The organism is Algoriella xinjiangensis, assembly GCF_900115015.1.
GTDB lineage: Bacteria > Bacteroidota > Bacteroidia > Flavobacteriales > Weeksellaceae > Empedobacter > Empedobacter xinjiangensis.
In genome coordinates this window covers 157718-173997 of the sequence record NZ_FOUZ01000009.1, presented here as the reverse complement: position 1 = coordinate 173997, position 16280 = coordinate 157718, and the positions used below count along the sequence as shown (strand labels likewise).

The window sequence follows — 16280 nt, the reverse complement described above, 5'->3', positions numbered from 1 at the left end:
TGATTTTCCTACATTTCAAATTAATCAAAATAATAATACAATAATATTAAATAAAAACTATACTTTTAAATGTTCCTAACAAGGGGAAGATTACACCTCTTATATCTAATTCAGGATTAATATTATAAACGTATCCAATATGAATTGGAACTTCAATATAATTAGCATTAATCTTATTTGAACCTAAACTTCCAAAATCCATTTTAGCTCCTTTTGCAGAGTATAGAACCGCTCCTTCAATAAAGACATTTTCCGTTATAGATTTTTCCGCTTTTAATCCTAAATGAAATGAAGCTTTAGAATCAAAATTTGTCATGTTACTCAAATTTAAACCTCCAGTAACACCAAACCTTAAATCCTCTAAACTTTGTGCATTTACATTACTTAAAGCGAATGGTAATAAAAGACTTAAAATAAATATTTTTCTCATAATGTATATAGATAAATTTTATACAAATGTAGTTATTTTTTTCACTTTTAAGTAATATTGTTATTTTGCTTTTTTTTTTAAAAATTATCAATACGTTACATTCAGAATATTATTAATGATTATATATTATTAATAAACGATATTAATTAAGCCAAAATAACATCCATTATTTTCAATTAACTTTTTAAAAATGTAATAAATAATTAATTATCATAGGTTTATGATTTTCAATTTAGAAAAAAAATTTTTTTATATAAATTCTGATTAATCCACTTGATTTTAATACATCTAAGATTTTAGAATCCGAAAAAATTTTAAAAAATTTTTGAAGCAACCTGCTTTCTCTTTTTACCTATTAGGTAGGGAGGGGTACTTAACAGGATACGGAGGGAGGGGGTAAATATTTAAATTTTTCTAACCAATTAAAATTTCATATAGTTATGCTAAAATTATGAAAAATTGAAAAATAACATTTACCTTTATAATATATTGTTAAATAAAAAAATTATGTTTAATAAGTTTATAGTTGTTTTTATAATACTCTTAATTCTAATTCCAGTAATGATTATTGGTTTAACAAAACTGGATATCCTAACGAAAGTTCCAGAGTAAGAAAAGGTATATAATACTTATCTTACAATTATGAAAGGAATAAAAAATCATTACGATGCTTCATTTAAATTACGAGCGGTAGAATTGAGTTATGAAAGAAGTAATATATCGGAATTAGCAAGGGAACTTGGAATAAAAGCCTCCTTATTATACAAATGGCGCAAAGATTATCAAGAATACGGATCCAATAGTTTTCCAGGAAAAGGTAATTTAAAACTAACGCCAGAACAGGAGCGAATAGTTGAATTAGAAAGAAAGCTTAAAGATGCAGAATTAGAATGTGATATCTTAAAAAAAGCAATCAGCATTTTCTCCAAGAACGGTCGATGAAATATAGATTTATAAAGAATCACGATTGCCAATTTCCGATTGAGAAAATGTGTATTATCTTAAAAATCCACTCCAGCAGCTATTATAAATGGAAAAATAAAGGTTGCTCCAATCGACTTTTGAGAAAAAATTTGATGCTAGATAAAATAAAGTATCTATATTTTAAATTCAAGCAGAGATATGGAAGTCCTCGAATTCATTCAGAATTAAATGCTTTAGGTTACAGAATATCAGTTAAAACAGTTGCTAAATATATGCAAGAGCTTGGTTTAAGAAGTAAATTAAGTAAAAAGTTTAGAGTTACAACAAATTCTAAACATAATTATTTAACTGTAAATAATCTTCTTAATCGAGATTTTTACGCTTCAAAACCTTCTATGAAATGGGTATCAGATATTACTTATATTCAAACTCAAGAAGGATTTTTATATTTAACAACAATTATCGATTTATATGATAGAAAGGTCATTGGTTGGAGTTTGAGCAATACGATGAGTACTGAAGATACAACTTTATCAGCATGGCGTATGGCTATAAAGAATAGATCGATTAAAAAAGGAATGCTATTTCATTCTGATCGAGGAATACAATATGCGTCAAAGAAGTTTGCAAATACGCTTGATTCTTATGGTGTTATCCGTAGCATGTCAAGGAAAGGGAATTGCTGGGACAATGCTGTGGCTGAGAGTTTCTTTAAATCGTTAAAAACTGAAATGATTTATGGAAATAAATTAATTACAAGAGAGAAAATGAAAAAACAAATTTTTCAGTATATTGAAATTTGGTATAACAGAAATAGAAGACATAAAGCTTTGAATTATAAAACTATTTTTGAGTTTAATAATAATTTACAATTTTTAAAAAATGTAGCTTAACTTACACTGGAAAATTCAGGGGGATATCCAGTATATTATTTAATATATTTGTTCCTAGTTAAATAATTATAATTAAATCATTTGAAAAAAATATTTTACACACTTATATGTTTTCCGTTTATTTTTTCATGTAACAAATCTGAAAAAAAAGATCAAGAAAAAACACAAACAAACTTATACAATAATTCTGTCGACAGTTCTGAAATTATTTTGGATGAAGAATTAGCTGATACAATTAAAAAAGCTGAAACAAAATTAACTACAAATCAAGAAGAGTTAATAGGTAAAGGAAATCCTACTTTAGTAAGGAAAGATAATTATGCTTTATTGCCGGAAGCTGCAAAAGCTTTTGACAAAATGAAAGCTGAGGCTAAAAAAGCAGGTTTTAATATACATGTTATTTCTAGTTATAGGAATTTTGATTATCAGAATGGAATTTGGAACAGAAAATACAATTCAAATAGCAAGGATTTAACTCCTGAAAAAAATATTCAGAAAATTATAGAATATTCTACAATTCCCGGAACTTCTAGACATCACTGGGGAACAGATTTAGATATAATACACTCTACAACTGGTATTCCTACGGATCCACTAAATGAAAAACACTTTAACAAAGGTGGAAGTATGGAAAAATTCAAAGCTTGGTTAGACGAAAATTCAGAGAAATATGGTTTTTATTTAGTTTACACGAATAATCCAAGTCGAAAAGGATTTAAGTACGAACCTTGGCATTTTACATACAAACCACTTTCTCAAAAAATGCTTCAAGATTACATTAAATTAGATTTAAATACCATTTTAAAAACAGAAAAACTAGCAGGAAGTCAATCTTTTACTCCAGAATTTATTAATCAATATAAAAAAGAGCAAATTCTTGATATTAATCCCGCTATAAAATAATCATGAAAAAAATATTTACACTACTTCCTATTCTAGGAGTAAGCCTTTTATTTGGACAAGTTCATATTAATGAATTTGATATGAAAACAAAAAATAATAATGCTGAAATTTTTATAGAATTAAAAAGCGCTCAACCCAATTATTCTTTAGACGGTTATCAACTTGTTTTTGTGAAACAAGACGACAAAGATGATACTAAGAACTATTTGTATTACAAGATTAATCTAGTTGATGTAACAACAGACAAAGATGGTTTTTTAGTGATCGGTAGCAAAACTGTTAATCCACAGCCAACGGTCACATTTAATACTAAAATCGCTGAAAACACTCCGATGATTGTAGGGTTATATTATGGTGCTGATACTATAAAAATGTATGAACATAATGATAATTTGAAGCTTATAGAAGGTTTTGCGTATAATTATGATTCCAAACCTTTTCCTGCATTTTATACTAATATTGCTGATAATACTTTTTCTGACATTGATGATAACTTATCTTTTCAACGAGATGAATATTTTGATTTTGTTACAAAAAAACCAACACCTGGATATGATTTTTATAACCCAAAAGTAACTTTTTCTGATGATGAATATATAACGGATAGTGTTCCTGAAAAAGTGAAACCTGAAATTGCTCAAAAATCATCAACTAATTTCAAAACAAGTAAGTTTTATTTTCCTGACGGAAGAGTGTTAGAGGGATATTTTCCGAATGAAATACATACAGGAAAAGGTGTTTATACCTTTACAAATGGAGATTCTTACGAAGGTGATATTGTAGATGACGAAATGACTGGTTTTGGCGTTTTTAAATGGAAAAACGGCGATCGTTATGAAGGAATGTTCTTAAAAGGCGTGTTGAACGGAAGAGGAACTATGTATTTTACTGACGGTGATCGATACGAAGGTTTCTTTAAAAACAATCTTTTTCATGGAAAAGGAAAATTACTAAAAACAAATGGTAAAACTGAAGAAGGAGAATTCTTCGAAGGAAATATAAAAGAATAAGAGGCTAATAAGCCTCTTATTTTTTATTTGATAATTAAATTTAGTGTGTTAGAATCTAATTCTCCGTTAAAATATTTATCTAAAACCAACGTAAATAAATTGTCTTCATTCTTTTCAATAAATGCAAAAAGTGTCATACAAGATTTTAATTTGAGATTATCAGGAAAGTAAAAAATATTTTCAATTTTTGTTTCATTACTTTCTATCAACACTTTTGTAATTTGCTTTAATCTAACTCCAAGAGTCGAATCATTTAAATATTCATTTGCTTCGTCCAAACTTTGTATAGAATAATAATTAGCCGTTTCACTAGAGCCAAGTCCTTTGTATTGTGGAAAAATAAACCACATCCAATGAGAAATTTTTCGTCCATTCTTCACCTCTTGTAAAGCTCTTTCAAAATCTATTTCTTGGGCTTCTAAAAATCTATTCAAATTAAATTGCATTTATTGTAAATAAGCCGTTTCTACCCAACCTTTGGATGTTTTGTTCTCCGAATTTGTAAACTCTACATAAGCAAAATCTTTTACAACTTCTTGTACATAAACAATTTCATTTGTTGTAAATCTTGCTTTTCGTTTATCATTAAAATTTGGCGAATTATAAAAATGTGCAGGATAACGATCACTTGCAATTACTCTATACTGATTATAAGGCTGAATATGAGAAGCTGAACTTTCTTGCTCTTGCATCGCTTGTTGTTGAATCTGCTTTTCTTCGTCTAATTTCTTTTTCTCATTAGCAACATATTGCGCATTAGAGTTAACCTTTCTATTTTTTTCTGCTAATTCGCTTTGTTGTTTTAGCAGCTCAAGTTCTTTTACTTTTAACTCCAACTCCTTTACCTTTTGGTCTTCTTTATTAGAACAAGAAACCGTTGCTCCAAAAAGAACTGTAAGTAGAATTATATTTTTCATAGAATTATATTTTATTTAATTATTGGTTACAGTAACTTTTCCGACTCCATTAATTTGAACTCTTTTAGGTTCTTGCGAGACCAAAAGTCCATAGGCATTTTTATCTTTTTTCCTGTATTCTTCTGTTGCTATTTCACACTCTTGTTGTGTAGAAAATGGTCCAATATAAACACTGTAAAATTTAGCACCACTTAACGAAGCATAATCTGGTATCCATAAATAATTTGCTTGATAACCTTTATTTTCTAGCTTTATTACTTCGTTTTTTGCATCCGATTCAGTTTTTACTGCAGCAACACTTACCATATAAAAAGACGATTCAATATTCGGACTTACAGCTTCTACTAATTTTATCCAACCGTAGTCATATTTGTATTTATCAATAATAACGTGTTCATCATTTATCAATAATTTATTTTTTCGATCAAATCTTTTGCCGAAATAATGAAATTTGTCTGACAGAAAATTATCCCGTTCAAAATCACCTTGATCTGTTTGTAAATAGTATTCGTAAAAAAATATTTCTCGATCAGTTTCTTTGCTGTGATATATTGCGATATCATCTTTTCCATCAAAATTATAATCGCCAACTACAATGTTTCCGTCATATAATTTATCACTCCATTGTTTTGAAATATTATAATTTTTGGACAACGATTTTACTTGGTCACATTGTTTGTAAAAATTAATTTCTGAAGCTATTATCTTAGGTTGTGTTGTAATTTTTTTTAGGATATTGTTCTTCTTGTCCGTAATTTGAACAACAAATTCTATCGCTCCATTTGCAATGTTGTTATCTTGATTAATTTTGAAATTTACATTAAACTGATCGGATAAATTGTTATAATCACAGTTTAATTGGGTGTTTTCTGAAACTACTTCACTTACATTTTTCTCATTATTACAGCTTGTAATCAAAAGAAAAATAGTTACATATATTAGAAATTTCGTATTCATTAAATAATAATTAATTACTGAAATTAAAATTAGGATAACCATTATCCCCTATAATTTTTATCCAACCTGTAGTATAGTTTAGAATATAATAATCAGATTCTGGAAAAATAATTTCAGACACTTCAGCCCATTGCCCTTTTTTATTTCCAGTAAAAACAACGTAATAATTACCTATATCTGGGTGAATTTGTCCGATTAATTCTGATTTTGAACTTGGTGATTTTCTCACATTCATAACTATTCCATTTGGAGAAATATACATTTCATGATTTACAAAGTAATCTATAAAACTCTCTGGTTTAAAATTATTTTTTTTCAACTCTAAGGAATTAATATAATAATTCCCAGGAACATCTAATTGTAGAAATAAACCATTTTTGGACTTATATATTAATGATGAAACACGACTATTACTATTATAAATTTCGTTCACGTTAAGAAAACGATTATTTGTTGATACAGAATTTTCCCATGTATTAAATTCTACTTTTCCTACTTTTATAAAATTAGAATCATAAAGTGATATAAAAACTTGACTCTTTCTATCAAAATTAGAAATTATACCCTTTTCAGGAGAACCTGGAAAAGGATCATTTACTTCTTCCTTCATTGTCCAAGAACCATTGTTGTATGCATATTTTTTGATAGCAGATTTATCTTGGATAACAATTGTTTTACCATTCACATCATATTTTTTACTGAAATAATCGGTATCATCAGACAAAAAAATATCTATTTTAAACTCGCCACTCGCATCTTGCAAATAATAATTGTAATACGCTTTGTTGTCTTGTTTACGGTTATAAACTGCGAAATCGTCTTTTCCATCAAAATTAAAATCTCCTACAACTACATTTCCATCAAAAGATTCAATATCAAAATTCTTTGCTAAATTATATTTTGTTGCCAATGATTTCACTTGATCACAAATCTTGTATTTATCCAATTCATCAGTTGAAATAGAAGGTTGAGAAACAATTGTTTTTAAAACTTTGTTGTTTTTATCTAAAATCTGTACAGCATAATCTACACCTGTTGTTGCTTTTTTGGGATCTTTATTGATCACAAATTTCACATTAAATTGATTGGATAAATTGTTATAATCACAATTTAATTGGGTGTTTTCTGATATTATATTTTCAGAAGATCCACCTCCAATTTTTTCTTTAATTTGATTACAGCTCATTATATAAAATAAAGAGCTAACACAAAGAAGTATGTTTTTCGTTTTCATACAGTTACGAGTTTGTTAGTCAATATATAATTCGATTATTTTCCCATTTTTATCAAATTGATAAATACCATAATAAATCACATTTTTTTCATTTCCACCCTCAACCTGATAGTTGTAGTTTATTTTAACTTTATAAGTATTATCTCCCAAAGCGGTGATACCAGCGACTTGTTTATCTTCGAAAACCACAGTGTTCCACCATTCATTAAAAATTGATATTAACTGATTTTTTGAGAGATTATTTTTTGATTTGTAACGTTTTATTTTTGATGAAAATAGATTGACCAATCCATTCGCATTTTTATTATTTTCTAACGAAATAGATTGTTTGATTATTGCTTTGGCTTGCTCTTCCGAAAATTGTTTTTCTTCTGTTTTAGGTGCTACTTCTGCTACTGAAGCTGGTTTGTTTTCTTCAACTTTTTTTGACTCAATTTTTGACTTTTCCTCTTTTGGTTTTTCAGCTTGTTCAACTTCATTTTTATCAACAAACTCTACAGAATTCTCTATATTAGACTTTTCTGTTTCGTTTTGCTCAACCACTTCGGTTTTAATTGTCGTTGATTTTTCGTCTGTTTTCGAATCAAAAAACCAATAACCAAGTCCAATAAATCCTAGTACAGCGACAATTCCACCAATCATATACAATTTATTGTTAGACGATGGTGTGTTTGGATTTAATGCGTCAATTGTTGATCCATCACTGGTATATACTTCCTCTTCATTTTGATTAATTGTTTTCCTGAAAGATTCTTCAATAAAATTGGTGTTTTCATTAATGACAAATTCTTTGATTATTCCGTCATAATTAATGAAAATCTTTTGTCCTAAATAATCTTCTTTATCAATTTCAAAAGGAGTTTTTCCTATTTTATCAAAATTTTGATTTCTTACAATTGCACCTTCTGGAGTTGTGTTAATTCGTATTTTCATGTTAATTTCTTGGCTTATTATCAATATAGTTTATTAGACCATTTTCTGCAAATCCAAAATATATTTTCGGATATTTTTCTTTTTGTTCATTAGACGAATTGGTGTACGTATATTTTACATCAACTTTATACAATTCATTTTCTTTTATGATCGATAAAACTTCATTTTTAGAATTTGAAATTCGGTTTGAATCATTTCTATATGCTTTATCCAACAATGATTCTGCAATATTATCAACGTCCCAAAAATGTAAATTAGATAGATTTAACAATGTTTTTAAATAATGATGATCTCGTCTATCTTCAAAAAATAAATAATGTTTAATTTTTTCTTCGTTGGTTAATTCTAAAAATTGTTTTGATGAAATTTGTTGTTCAATATTAACTAAATTAGGTTTTGACGCAAGTTTATCCAACAAATAATTTCCTCCAAGTCCTATCAATAAAAGGACAAAACCTATGAGAAATGGTCTCATTTTTTTGAAAGATTTTTTCGGTTTTTCTTCCGGAATCGAAACATTTTCTACAAAAACTTCATCCTCTTTTATTTCGTCTTCTTTTGGCAGTTCTGGCGTTTTGATCACTGGAACTTCTTGTTCAAAATTCAAATTAATTTGATCTAAATCATCAGTAATACTAATCTTTTTTGACTCTATTCCGTAATTTATTATGATGAATTGACCAACATATTCTTCTTTTAGAATTGTAATAGGTGTTCGTCCAAGTATATCAAAATTTTGATTTCTTACAATTGCGCCTTTAGGGTTAGTGTTTATAGTAATTTGCATAATTTTATTTTAGTATCCATCGTAATAATAAGCAGAAGAATCGACCGCTGTATCATCATAATAATATGGGCTAGCTGCTGTAGAATCTACATTTATTACTGCGGAGTCAACTACTGCGCTAGCCGAATCAATAGACATAGATTCTTCCTCATATTTATCTCGAGCATAAAAGTCTGAAAACACTGCACTATTGTACAAAATAACTATAATCATTGAAAAAAATAAAATTCCGATGTACGACCAAAAAAACACACGTTGTGTGGTATTTTTAGACTCGGTTACAGTAACAAGAGTTTGTTTTTTTACTTCAGGAGAAATTGAATTTTGAGTTGGAGCAACGGTTTCATTAAAATCAACAAAAACATCATTCATTCCATAAAAAATATCTACTTTTTTAATATTACTTTTTTCAGTTAAAATTAATTGAAATGGATGGTCTCTTTCCTTAACTTCTATTATGTATGGTGTATTACCAAAAACTTCATATTCATTATCTCTCACTGTTACACCTTGTGGTGAAGATGTAATGACAATTTTTTGAACCTTCTCATCTGATCTACTATCTACTATTGAATTTTGAGATAAGTTTTGTAAGGGATAATCTTCAGCATTATGATCGTTTGTTACAAAATTTTCTATTTTTTCAGGCTCGACTAAAGCATCATAATCAAGGTAATTATTTGCTGCTTGATTTTCATAACTATTGATTAACGAATAAGCAACAGAATTTTCAATTTGATTTAAATCTTGCGAATTAAATGTAAAAATTAAATTATTAGACTGAATTGAATTATCAGTTTTAGCAATTTCTAATGCGCTTAAGATCATTGCAAATGATGCTAAATCTTTATTATGTAAATTGACAAATGAATCTTTATTAATTTTTGTAGTTTCAAATTCAGGAATGTATAAATCATCTAAAAAAGTTAAAACCAATTCGTTTTTAGTATTTACTCTAATTGTTTTGAACGTTAGATTTCCATGTGCAAATTGCTTTGCTTTTAATTGTGAAGATAAATCTTTCAGATCCTCTTGAAGCTTTGTTACTAGTTCTGGCAAAAAAGAAATATTGTCAAAATAATTATCTAAAGAAATTGTTTGATCATCTTCAACAAGAACTACAGAGGAATTGTAACTATTTATTATAATTTCATTTTCTTTAAACTCTAATTTTGGGATAAAACTAAGATTATAATTCCCTATTATTTTTGCTAAACTTTTATATCTATTTTCAGCATTTTTATTCTGATTAGTAAAACAAACTAAAATATATTCTTTTTTATCTATTTTACATTTTACATGTACAGTTTCTTCTCCGGAAAACAATAAATAATTATTCTCTGAATTTAAAAATTCAATATTAGTTAATGATGAAAACAAATCAAGTTTATCACTCTGAAATACTTGATTATACGTCAATATATCTGGTTGCATGTTTTTGTCTCTTTAGTATTATATATTCTCTAAAATTAAATATTTTTTTTTATATTTATCAGTATAAAATTTAACTATGTTTTTAAACCCATTTTCTTTAAAAGGACGTATAAGAAGAACTGAATATTGGTTAACCAATTTTATTTATGCCATCTTATATGTAACGTATATTTTCATGTACGAAGTTGTAAAATACAACAACAATGAATTTGCCGTAATTTTTATTGGTTTATTGTTTTTACCTTTATGGTATATACTTATAGCTCAGTCTGTAAAGCGTAGTCATGACATTGGTAATAGTGGCTGGTTTAACTTAATCCCTTTTTATGGATTATTTCTACTCTTTAGCGATAGTAACGAGGGCGATAATAAATATGGAAGTAACCCTAAAAAATAATGAAAAGTCTCTCTAATTTTGAGAGACTTTTTTTATTTATTTCGGTAATTCTTCTTTCTTTTCTTGAACAATCATAGTATCAACTTTTGACTCTTGAGCTAAAGGTTTTGTTTTGACTTGACAATATTTTTCATCAATAAAAGTAGATTGATTAAACGATGTTGGATTTTTCTTGACATCATTAATCATATCTACCAAAAATGGATTGAAGATCTTATCATCATTCATTAATTGATTGAATTTGATAATTGGTTCTTCCGTTTTCTTTTTAGAGATAATATTATCAAAGTCCTTCGATTTGAATGTAGCAATAGAAATACCTGATTTCATAACACCTTGTTGTATTTTCGTTACAACTTCTGTCGCATTACATGCATTTTCTTTGTAATTAACCAGAGCTTCAGTTATAGAATTTTTATCAACTTCTACTTTTGATGTTGGATCAAATTTTTGTAAATTATGTAATCTTGTTATCGCAGATGATACTTTTACCGAATCATATTTTTCTTTCATAACAGTTTGAAAAACCTCATCCATTGCTTTAAGATAATCTGTAAAAACAATTGATTTTTTGGCTCTTTTATAAATTTCTGAATTCTTATCTTCTGCTGCCAAAATACTTTCTACCATCAATTGTGCTTGGCTAATTGTATTTTTATCTTCTTCTTTTAAAATTTTAAATCCTTGTGTTTTGAAATAATCGTCAGAATAAAAATTTTTAAATGTTGAAACAAAATATTTTGCATTTACTTTTGTCAAAATGTCTTTTAACTGTTTATTTTCAACTTTCAGTTTTTCTAATTCCTCTTTATCTTTAGAATTTACAACTACAGTTTTTTGATCATTCTTTGTTTCGACAATCTCTGTGTTTTTTCCTTTATTCTTTTCTTTTTTGTCCTCTTTACTTTGAGCAAAAATGAAACAAGGCAATAAGATTAAAACATATTTTATTTTCATGATTATTCAAATTCTACATCAATACTATTTAACCTTCTCTCTCTGTCGTATTCTTCAAATTTATTTTTGTAAGAATTCAATTTAGAAACTGCACTTGATTTGATACTCGTAAATTTCCCTTTTGATTTGTATTGATTATCTAATCCAGGCATATTTTCGGCTTCTCTTTTCAATGAATTGTATTTTTCTGTAGAAAAACTTGCAGGATTTCCATTGGTAAAAGACGTTACTTTCCCTGGAAACGAATTGACGTAATAATCGTATTTCGGAATTTGAGTTTTATAAAAATCTATTTTTGCGTCTTTACCTGTCGCTTTTTCTAAACTAGACAAATAAGTCAATACCGTATTTTTATCTCCATTTCCTTGGTTAAGAAAATAATCAGCCTTGTTAAATACATGGTTTTTGTATACATTATTTAATTCTTCTGTTAGATAAATTGCAGATGAAGATTCTATCAAACCTTGATCTTTTGATGAATTAATTTCCATTAACAAGGTTGAATATAGCTCTGGTTGAAAATTATCTTTTTTAAAATTTTCAATCTTTTTTTCTAAATCATTTTTATTAGAACCTGCTTTATTATTCACCATTTCAGGTCCCGAAATATTAGAACCCTCAAAAACTGTAACTCCACCTATCAATAACAAACCGATGACAATTACACTTCCTAATATGATTAACTTTCTTTTTTCCATTATTATAAACTTGAATTAACCTCTAAACCTCCTTTATTTACAACTGGTTTAACTAATTTTGTAGATTTTTCTGGATTTGGTTTTCCTTCAACTTTTGGTTGAGAGACTTCTTTATTAGGTTCAGTCGTATTACCATTTTTAGGTTGAGGAGAAGTTACTTCATCTCTTTTATTAGTAGAATTAACATTGTTATCAGCAGATGTCTTATCCTTTTCAGAATCTACAGTTACTTTTTCATTATAAGGTAAGATTAATCCTTGTTTTTTTCCTTCTACTACAATTTTATTCCAGTTTATTGTGTCTGTAGATATATCACCTAAAAATTTATTTAAACTTTCTTTATTTAAAATTTGCTTGTTGGTCTTTGATTTTAAATTTTCAAAAGAAGAATAATATTCTACAGAATTATCGTCTTTATTTTTGAAGTAATATGATTCAAGCATTAGAGTTTGCTTGTCGTCTATTTGGTAATAATCATTTTTAACTTCAACTGAATCTGTTTTTTGTTTGTTAACTACAAATTTGTTAGCTAAAAATCTTTTTATTTCTGGAACATACATTGATACGTTATCAATAGATTCTCTATTCTCTATTTTTCCTAAACTATCAATGGGTTCATTTTCTTTATGTTTTGGAAAAATTAAGTCATACGAGAAATAACCTCCTACTCCCAAAGCAAGAATTCCTATAATTGCTACAATAATAATTGGTGTGTTGTCTTTTTTTGGTTGTGTTGATCTTGATAGAGTAGGTTGAGGAATTACATTAGGTTTTCTTAACTCATTAAAATCTGCAACCGAAATATTTTTCTTTTCTGTAGTAGAATATTTTAGCGTTCCTGCTAAACTTGATGGATATATTATTTTAAAATTTTCTTTACCAACTATTCTGAAATCAATTGGTTGATTATTCTGTGTAATCTCTCTTAAGATACGATCAGAATTGTCAAAGTTTGCTTTCTTTATTTTGTAGTCGTTAAAAGAATCTAATCCATACGCTTTCACTTGATCTTCTGCTAATGATTTTGCAACATCAAAAGCATATAATTTTTCTATTGTAAAAACCTTTTCATCGTTCAACTTTTCTGTTAAAGCTGTAGAATTATTAGGATCAAAATAAGTGACAAATTGTTTTTTTTCGGTTAAATAAAGAAATGGTTTAACTTCTTTTCCTTCCAATAAACTTTGAATTACTGTATAGTCTTGTCCTGCTAAAGTATTGTTATTTTTATGCTCTAAATATTTAGCTTCAATTTTATTAAAAAGACTAATTAGATTAATCGGATTGACAAACTTATTGTGAAAATATAATTTGATTGCATAATAACCAGAACGTCCGAACTCATCTGTAACATTAGGGTTTACGTAGGTATAAATTTTATATGATTTTGTAACCTCAACACTATAAAATTTTGATTGATTGACGAGTTGAGTAGCCAAAATTCTTTCGTCTTGTGTTGTTTGAATTACTTCACTATTATTACGATCTAAATCAGGAGAAATGTATTGAGTGTTTAACCCTGATGTTGTTTCTTGTATAATTATTCCGAATTGATTCATAGTTTCTTAGATTAATTAAATAAACCCCATTTTCCTCCTTTTACAACAAAAGAATCTTCTATCAAATTGTTTATCACAATTGAAGAATAGTTACGATTAAAATCTTCTACAATAAATTCATAACTTACTTTACCAATAGAATATGGTAAAATTTTAATTTTGAATTTGTTTTTTGACTCATCTCTTATACTCGTACAATTATTTAATAAATTTTTAAATTCTTCATTCAAAAATTCATATGCTAAATCAACATCAGGACGGTTATCACCATCATATCGACTTTCTTTTATCGCATCAAATTTATTGGCAACTAAATATATAGCATCTGTTTGATTTAAAATACCACTGCTTTTGAACATATTAAGAATATTTACATAAACTAAACTTTGATCTAAAGCACTTTTAGCATCAGCATAATTTGTATCATGTGCTAAAGAATCAATCACAAAAATTAAAATCTTTTTATTAGAGTTTTTGATGTATTTCAGTAAATCATCCACATTCGCATTATTGAACATATTTACATACAACTCACCTGGAACTTCTACTACATTAAATGGATGTTTCTTTTTATTTTCATCATTTAAAGACATGGCTACATAGTTATAAGAGCCCGAAGCTGTTGCATTAGGTAAAACACCTCTTGATAAATCTGATACGATTTGCGTTTGATAAACTGCTCCATCATTACTATAAGTATCTGGTAAAAGAATACCTTCTTTATTCGCTACATTCAATAGACCTGAAAGCATAGTCGATTTTCCTGAACCTGGTAATCCCACAAAATAAACATCTGTACGACCTTCTTCCATTGGAGGTAAATCATCAATTTTCTTGAAAATGGTTACACGATTAGAGTTAGAGTAATATTTGATTGAATTAATTGTTCTTTGTGAAATTCCTTCATCTTCTAAATCATCAAATGAGATATATCCATTGTTTATTTTATTTCTTATCTCATCAACTGTTACTCTTTTACGAACAACTTTTTTAAGAAATTCATTTTTTTCTTCTTGAATTTTAAATTTAGCTAATCGTTCCTCTTCTTCTCTTTTAGCAATTTCTGCTGCAGCGCGTTCTTTAGCCGCTTCAAGATTTATTTGTCCTTCTATTTGGCGGATTTTATCTACCGTTAAACCTGCTTGTTTAAATTCTTCTAAAGAAATTTCTCCTTTCTCTATTAATGAAATAAGATTGTTTACTTCTAATGTATTTGCATTTTGTAATATGATTCTTTTCTGTACGTCGTTCATGGTATTTATTTTATAATTCTATAGATCCTCCGTTATTACTTGGTCCTTCTTGCGTTTTGTTTGTCGTATTATTATACGATCTTACTTTTTCTGTAAAAAATGGAATTAATATAAAACCATTGATTAATAGAACAACGATAATTGGAAGTATATAATTTGGTGTAAACTTTTTATTGAATTCACTTGGAGTACCTAATGGCAAGTTTTCTTTATTGTAATTAATTATAATTGGAGAATTATCTATCGGAAATTGTGCGATTTTTTCGTTTATTAAATTGATGGATTGGTCTACATAATCATTCAGAGTAGAATATGTACCTACTAAACTTAACCTTTTCCAGTTAGTAAAAGTACTTTTGTATTTCTCCGTGTTATTCTTCGTTATTGAATCAAAATTAACGGCGTTAGCTTCTATATTTTTGATGATTGGTGCCAATTTAGCGTTCGCAATTTGATCAACATTAAGATAAGTGCGATCACTTAAAACCTTTGCATCAATACTATAAGGTTTTGATGTTAATTCATTAAGTGTACTATTAGATCCTGTATTTTTATAGCTTTTAAGTTTAGTTTTAAGATCATTTTCAAAATCTTCTATTACTTTTTTAGAACGATCTTTGTAAATAGTTGTCGCACTATCTACAATTGTTAATTTTGATAGAGCATCGTCTTGAATTTGTTTTTTTGCATTGAATTCAACATTCACAAAATGTGACATCAAAACAAAACTGACGAAGAATAATCCAATGTAAAAAAGCCATAAAACAGATGAAGAATGAATAAATTTATTTTTAAACATTAACTCTTTGTTCTTTGCTAATAGTTGAACTAAGAAATAATAACATATAATAATTAATGTACTTGCTAATGCACTAAATATGATATTTCCTTGTAAGATGTATAATAGTCCTAAAAAATTTGCAATAAATAATATTAATAAAAATATCGACGATACGATATCTACAAATAAAAAATTCTGTTGTTTCATTTTATT

General features: G+C 27.4%; 17 protein-coding genes. 4 read left to right on the top strand and 13 right to left on the bottom strand.

Annotation, left to right across the window (positions count from 1 at the left end; all coding sequences use genetic code 11):
• Positions 1–46 precede the first annotated feature (46 nt).
• Entirely contained in the window at positions 47–430 is a 384-nt protein-coding gene (locus BM072_RS10250) for an outer membrane beta-barrel protein (protein ID WP_092908570.1), read from the bottom strand.
• 642 nt (positions 431–1072) lie between these two features.
• Here BM072_RS10250 and BM072_RS10245 point away from each other — a divergent pair.
• The 3 genes from BM072_RS10245 to BM072_RS10235 all read left to right on the top strand — a co-directional run bounded on the left by BM072_RS10245 (position 1073) and on the right by BM072_RS10235 (position 4160).
• A protein-coding gene (locus tag BM072_RS10245) for an IS3 family transposase (RefSeq protein ID WP_245752128.1) occupies positions 1073–2247 on the top strand; the annotation gives its coding sequence in 2 pieces (ribosomal slippage) (positions 1073–1340 and positions 1340–2247; 1176 coding nt in all).
• 81 nt (positions 2248–2328) lie between these two features.
• Complete coding sequence (locus BM072_RS10240; RefSeq protein WP_245752126.1) at positions 2329–3150, top strand: M15 family metallopeptidase; 822 nt, start codon at positions 2329–2331, stop codon at positions 3148–3150.
• Between the two features lie 2 nt (positions 3151–3152).
• Entirely contained in the window at positions 3153–4160 is a 1008-nt protein-coding gene (locus BM072_RS10235; RefSeq protein WP_092908569.1) for an MORN repeat-containing protein, read from the top strand.
• Between the two features lie 23 nt (positions 4161–4183).
• Here the strand turns inward: BM072_RS10235 and BM072_RS10230 are convergent, their stop codons facing one another.
• Genes BM072_RS10230 through BM072_RS10200 form a run of 7 tightly spaced genes read right to left on the bottom strand, consistent with a single transcriptional unit; the run spans position 4184 to position 10422 of the window.
• Positions 4184–4606, bottom strand: coding sequence for a DUF1810 domain-containing protein (locus tag BM072_RS10230; protein WP_092908568.1), 423 nt, complete (start codon positions 4604–4606; stop codon positions 4184–4186).
• Entirely contained in the window at positions 4607–5077 is a 471-nt protein-coding gene (locus tag BM072_RS10225; protein WP_092908567.1) for a hypothetical protein, read from the bottom strand.
• 15 nt (positions 5078–5092) lie between these two features.
• Positions 5093–6034, bottom strand: coding sequence for an SPOR domain-containing protein (locus BM072_RS10220; protein ID WP_177190303.1), 942 nt, complete (start codon positions 6032–6034; stop codon positions 5093–5095).
• 10 nt (positions 6035–6044) lie between these two features.
• Positions 6045–7268, bottom strand: a complete 1224-nt coding sequence (locus BM072_RS10215) for an XAC2610-related protein (protein ID WP_143080485.1) — start codon at positions 7266–7268, stop codon at positions 6045–6047.
• A gap of 15 nt (positions 7269–7283) precedes the next feature.
• Complete coding sequence (locus BM072_RS10210; RefSeq protein WP_143080484.1) at positions 7284–8201, bottom strand: hypothetical protein; 918 nt, start codon at positions 8199–8201, stop codon at positions 7284–7286.
• Between the two features lies 1 nt (position 8202).
• Positions 8203–8988, bottom strand: coding sequence for a hypothetical protein (locus tag BM072_RS10205; RefSeq protein ID WP_092908563.1), 786 nt, complete (start codon positions 8986–8988; stop codon positions 8203–8205).
• Between the two features lie 9 nt (positions 8989–8997).
• On the bottom strand, positions 8998–10422 hold the full coding sequence (locus tag BM072_RS10200) for a hypothetical protein (protein ID WP_092908562.1): 1425 nt from the start codon (positions 10420–10422) through the stop codon (positions 8998–9000).
• A gap of 76 nt (positions 10423–10498) precedes the next feature.
• On the opposite strand from BM072_RS10200, the gene BM072_RS10195 reads away from it, so the two are divergent.
• The gene (locus BM072_RS10195; protein ID WP_092908561.1) at positions 10499–10819 is read left to right on the top strand and encodes a DUF805 domain-containing protein; all 321 of its coding nucleotides are present in this window, start codon (positions 10499–10501) and stop codon (positions 10817–10819) included.
• A 36-nt stretch (positions 10820–10855) separates the two neighbouring features.
• On the opposite strand, the gene BM072_RS10190 is transcribed toward BM072_RS10195, so the two are convergent.
• Genes BM072_RS10190 through BM072_RS10170 form a run of 5 tightly spaced genes read right to left on the bottom strand, consistent with a single transcriptional unit; the run spans position 10856 to position 16274 of the window.
• A complete protein-coding gene (locus BM072_RS10190) occupies positions 10856–11776 on the bottom strand; it encodes a hypothetical protein (RefSeq protein WP_092908560.1) in 921 nt (306 codons plus the stop codon).
• A 2-nt stretch (positions 11777–11778) separates the two neighbouring features.
• Positions 11779–12474 carry a hypothetical protein gene (locus BM072_RS10185; RefSeq protein ID WP_092908559.1) on the bottom strand — a complete coding sequence of 232 codons (696 nt, stop codon included), beginning with the start codon at positions 12472–12474 and terminating at the stop codon, positions 11779–11781.
• A gap of 2 nt (positions 12475–12476) precedes the next feature.
• Entirely contained in the window at positions 12477–14033 is a 1557-nt protein-coding gene (locus BM072_RS10180; RefSeq protein ID WP_092908558.1) for a hypothetical protein, read from the bottom strand.
• 11 nt (positions 14034–14044) lie between these two features.
• Positions 14045–15286, bottom strand: a complete 1242-nt coding sequence (locus tag BM072_RS10175; protein ID WP_092908557.1) for a TRAFAC clade GTPase domain-containing protein — start codon at positions 15284–15286, stop codon at positions 14045–14047.
• Positions 15287–15296: 10 nt separating this feature from the next.
• The gene (locus BM072_RS10170) at positions 15297–16274 is read right to left on the bottom strand and encodes a hypothetical protein (RefSeq protein WP_092908556.1); all 978 of its coding nucleotides are present in this window, start codon (positions 16272–16274) and stop codon (positions 15297–15299) included.
• Positions 16275–16280 lie beyond the last annotated feature (6 nt).

Bases quoted from the DNA above. Each gene is read 5' to 3' on its own strand.
- BM072_RS10235 (WP_092908569.1), top strand. From the start codon at position 3,153: ATGAAAAAAATATTTACACTACTTCCTATTCTAGGAGTAAGCCTTTTA.
- BM072_RS10180 (WP_092908558.1), bottom strand. From the start codon at position 14,033: ATGAATCAATTCGGAATAATTATACAAGAAACAACATCAGGGTTAAAC.
- BM072_RS10175 (WP_092908557.1), bottom strand. From the start codon at position 15,286: ATGAACGACGTACAGAAAAGAATCATATTACAAAATGCAAATACATTA.
- BM072_RS10185 (WP_092908559.1), bottom strand. From the start codon at position 12,474: ATGGAAAAAAGAAAGTTAATCATATTAGGAAGTGTAATTGTCATCGGT.
- BM072_RS10200 (WP_092908562.1), bottom strand. From the start codon at position 10,422: ATGCAACCAGATATATTGACGTATAATCAAGTATTTCAGAGTGATAAA.
- BM072_RS10250 (WP_092908570.1), bottom strand. From the start codon at position 430: ATGAGAAAAATATTTATTTTAAGTCTTTTATTACCATTCGCTTTAAGT.
- BM072_RS10195 (WP_092908561.1), top strand. From the start codon at position 10,499: ATGTTTTTAAACCCATTTTCTTTAAAAGGACGTATAAGAAGAACTGAA.
- BM072_RS10210 (WP_143080484.1), bottom strand. From the start codon at position 8,201: ATGAAAATACGAATTAACACAACTCCAGAAGGTGCAATTGTAAGAAAT.
- BM072_RS10230 (WP_092908568.1), bottom strand. From the start codon at position 4,606: ATGCAATTTAATTTGAATAGATTTTTAGAAGCCCAAGAAATAGATTTT.
- BM072_RS10220 (WP_177190303.1), bottom strand. From the start codon at position 6,034: ATGAATACGAAATTTCTAATATATGTAACTATTTTTCTTTTGATTACA.
- BM072_RS10170 (WP_092908556.1), bottom strand. From the start codon at position 16,274: ATGAAACAACAGAATTTTTTATTTGTAGATATCGTATCGTCGATATTT.
- BM072_RS10225 (WP_092908567.1), bottom strand. From the start codon at position 5,077: ATGAAAAATATAATTCTACTTACAGTTCTTTTTGGAGCAACGGTTTCT.
- BM072_RS10190 (WP_092908560.1), bottom strand. From the start codon at position 11,776: ATGAAAATAAAATATGTTTTAATCTTATTGCCTTGTTTCATTTTTGCT.
- BM072_RS10205 (WP_092908563.1), bottom strand. From the start codon at position 8,988: ATGCAAATTACTATAAACACTAACCCTAAAGGCGCAATTGTAAGAAAT.
- BM072_RS10215 (WP_143080485.1), bottom strand. From the start codon at position 7,268: ATGAAAACGAAAAACATACTTCTTTGTGTTAGCTCTTTATTTTATATA.